Annotated in this window: 3 protein-coding genes; all 3 read left to right on the forward strand. The window is 63.3% G+C overall.

Annotated elements, in window-relative coordinates; all coding sequences use genetic code 11:
- On the forward strand, nt 1–1547 hold a 1547-nt coding region (locus ACI944_RS13370; protein ID WP_411719526.1), incomplete at its 5' end, for an NADH-quinone oxidoreductase subunit D.
- Nucleotides 1547–2623, forward strand: a complete 1077-nt coding sequence (locus tag ACI944_RS13375) for a complex I subunit 1/NuoH family protein (RefSeq protein WP_411719527.1) — start codon at nt 1547–1549, stop codon at nt 2621–2623. The genes ACI944_RS13370 and ACI944_RS13375, both read left to right, overlap by 1 nt.
- Nucleotides 2623–3084 carry a NuoI/complex I 23 kDa subunit family protein gene (locus ACI944_RS13380; RefSeq protein WP_015410287.1) on the forward strand — a complete coding sequence of 154 codons (462 nt, stop codon included), beginning with the start codon at nt 2623–2625 and terminating at the stop codon, nt 3082–3084. The genes ACI944_RS13375 and ACI944_RS13380 overlap by 1 nt, the downstream gene beginning before the upstream one ends.
- Nucleotides 3085–3381 lie beyond the last annotated feature (297 nt).

The following is a 3381-nucleotide window of genomic DNA, read 5'->3' on the forward strand; positions in this document are numbered from 1 at the left end:
TCGTCCGCCCCGACGAGGTGCAGGACGCGCTCTCGACGCTTCGCGAGGACGCGGGCTTCGACTACTGCTCGAGCGTCACCGCACAGCAGTACGAGGATCGATTCGAATCGATCTACCACCTCAAAAAGTACGACGATCCGACACAGGAGGTCGGCGTCGTCGTCCCGACGCCGACGGACGAGCCGGTCAGCGAGACCGGCGAGCCCGTCTACCGGACCGCCGAGTGGCACGAGCGGGAAGCCTACGACCTTGTCGGCATCGAGTACGACGGCCACCCCGACATGCGCCGGATCCTGCTGCCCGAGACGTGGCAGGGCCACCCGCTGGGGCTGGATTACAACCCCGAGAAGCCGCAGGTCGTCCCGTTCCGCGAGCACGCCAACCCACTGCAGCCGGACACCCGCGGCGAGGGGTCGGAGTCGGATACGATGTTCATCAACATCGGCCCCCACCACCCGGCGACCCACGGCGTGCTCCACGTCAAGACCGTCCTCGACGGCGAGCAGATCGCCGACGTCGAGCCCGACATCGGCTACCTCCATCGCTGTGAGGAGCAGATGTGCCAGCAGTCGACGTACCGTCACCAGATCATGCCGTACCCAGATCGGTGGGACTACGTCTCCGCCGGCATCCTCAACGAGTGGGCGTACGCACGCGCGGCCGAGGACCTAGCTGATATCGACGTCCCGGAGTACGCGCAGGTCATCCGGACGATGTCCGCCGAGCTGTGCCGGATCGCGAGCCACATGCTGGCCCTCGGCACGTTCGCGCTGGACGTTTTCGGCGACTTCACGGCGGTTTTCCAGTACGCCTTCCGCGATCGGGAGGTCGTCCAGAACATCCTCGAGGACCTGACAGGCCAGCGGCTCATGTTCAATTACCTCCGGCTCGGCGGGGTCGCCTGGGACCTCCCCGAACCCCGCGAGGAGTTCTTCGAGAAGATCCGGGACTTCCTTGACGGGTTGCCTGAGAAGACGACCGAGTACCACAACCTCATCACTTCGAACGAGATCTTCCAGGTCCGCTGTGTTGACACCGGCGAACTTCCGCCCGAGGTCGCAAAACAGTACGGCGCGACCGGCCCCGTCGCCCGTGGGTCGGGCATCGACTTCGACCTCCGTCGGGACGACCCCTACGGCTATTACGAGGAGCTTGATTGGGACGTCATCACCGAGGAGGGCTGCGACAACTACAGCCGCGTCCTCGTCCGGATGCGCGAGGTCGAAGAGTCCGCAAAGATCATCGAACAGTGTGTCGATCTGCTCGAGGACTGGCCGGAGGACGACCGCGAAATCCAGTCGAACGTCCCCCGGACGCTGAAGCCCGACCCTGACACGGAGGTCTACCGAGGTGTCGAGGCCGCGAAGGGCGAATTAGGGATCTACATGCGCTCGGACGGCACCGACAAGCCCGCCCGGTTCAAGATCCGCAGCCCGTGTTTCTGTAACCTCCACACCCTGCGGGAGATGGCCGAAGGCGAGTACATCCCCGATCTGGTCGCCTCGCTCGGCAGCCTCGACATCGTCCTCGGGGAGGTCGACCGGTGATGGCGTCGGCGCTCGCCACGCTGCAGGGCGCGCCGCTGCCCGATCGGATCGTCGAGCTGTTGCCGTTCGGTTCGGGGCCACTCGGTACCGCGATCGCCGCCGTCATCGGCGCTACGATTGTCGGCTCGCTGATGATGACGATGACCGCGATCGCCGGGCCGTGGGCCAAACGGAAGGTGACCGCCGCGTTCACCGACCGCTACGCGGTCAACCGACTCGGCCCCTTCGGGCTCGTGATCATCGTGGCCGACGCGGTCCGGCTGCTCTCGAAGGAACTCATCGTGCCAGAGGGGGCCGACCGCCCGGCGTGGGACCTCGCGCCGATCGTCCTCGCGTTCTCCGCGCTGCTCGGGTTCGCCGTAATTCCGATGGGCAGCGGGATCCACCTCGCAGACCCCGAAGTCGGACTCGTGTACGTGTTCGCGATCGCGTCGATCGCCTCCTTGGGGCTCGTGATGGCCGGCTACGCCTCGAACAACAAGTTCTCGATGCTCGGCGGGCTCCGGGCTGTCGCCCAGAATCTCGCCTACGAGATCCCGCTTATCCTGATCGCGGTCTCGGTCGTGCTGTTCGCCGGGTCGCTGCAGATGAGCGAGATCGTCGCCGCCCAGGCTGAACCGTTGCTCGATCTCGGCGTGGTCTCGATCCCGGCGTGGTACGCCTTCGTCAACCCCTTCGCGTTCGTGCTGTTCATCATCGCGAACCTGATGGAGGTCGGCCGCAACCCCTTCGACATCCCGGAGGCACCGACGGAGATCGTCGCCGGCTACCAGACCGAGTACTCAAGCGTCTATTTTGTGTTGATCTACCTCGGTGAGTTCCTGCACATCTTCCTCGGCGGCGCAGTCATCGCGACGCTGTTCTTGGGTGGCCCCGCCGGTCCCGGCCCCGCGAGCATCGGGATCGTCTGGTTCATCGCAAAGATCTGGGCTGTCTACCTGTTCACCCAGTGGGCTCGGTCGGCGCTGCCGCGGCTCCGCATCGACCAGCTGATCGAGATCGGCTGGAAGGGAATGCTCGTACTGTCGCTTGCGAATCTCGTATTGACCGCCGTAATCGTAGGAGTGATCGCCTGATGATCGGAATGCTCAAATCGATGGCAACGACGATGAAACACGCCCTGGACGGCGAGAAGTTCACGGTCCAGTACCCCGAGGAGACTCCGGAGGTCTCCCCGCGCTTTCGGGGCGTCCACAAGTTCTCACAGGAGCGCTGCATCTGGTGTCGCCAGTGCGAGAAGGTCTGTCCGAACGACACGATCCAGATCGTCACGGACGACATGCGCAACGGCGAGCAGTACAACCTCCACATCGGTCAGTGCATCTACTGCCGGCTGTGCGAGGAGGTCTGTCCCGTTGACGCGATCCTGTTGACCCAGAACTTCGAGTTTACCGGGGACACCAAAGACGACCTGGCGTACAACAAAGAACAACTGAAAAACGTCCCGTGGTACAAGGACATCGACCCGCTGGCCTCCCGCGAACCGGACCGGGAGGGGTGGGTCGGCGAGGGCGACGGCGAAGTGGATTACCAGTAACACCGGCTCGTCTTTTCACCAATATCGAGGCCGTCGGCGTTCAGCCGAACCGGTATATAAACGGCCGAAGTACGGCGTGTCTGCCGTGATACCGGACGGATGTGGCCTCGTTCAAGATTCGTCCGTCAACCGATCGGGAACTAGTTCGGACGGCTGGTGGCGTACGAGTTCGGGGGGCGGGAGTCCCAGACAACAATACGATATAAATATCGTCTGTTTCCCCGACAAGATAGTTATAAATAATATGTATTTCATCGGCACGCTGTTTATGAGATAATATCCCGAGGACGCTGTCCG

This window comes from Natronomonas sp. (genome assembly GCF_046710025.1).
Lineage (GTDB): Archaea > Halobacteriota > Halobacteria > Halobacteriales > Haloarculaceae > Natronomonas.

Coding starts and splice junctions, on each gene's coding strand:
- ACI944_RS13380 (WP_015410287.1), top strand. CDS start 2,623: ATGATCGGAATGCTCAAATCGATGGCAACGACGATGAAACACGCCCTG.
- ACI944_RS13375 (WP_411719527.1), top strand. CDS start 1,547: ATGGCGTCGGCGCTCGCCACGCTGCAGGGCGCGCCGCTGCCCGATCGG.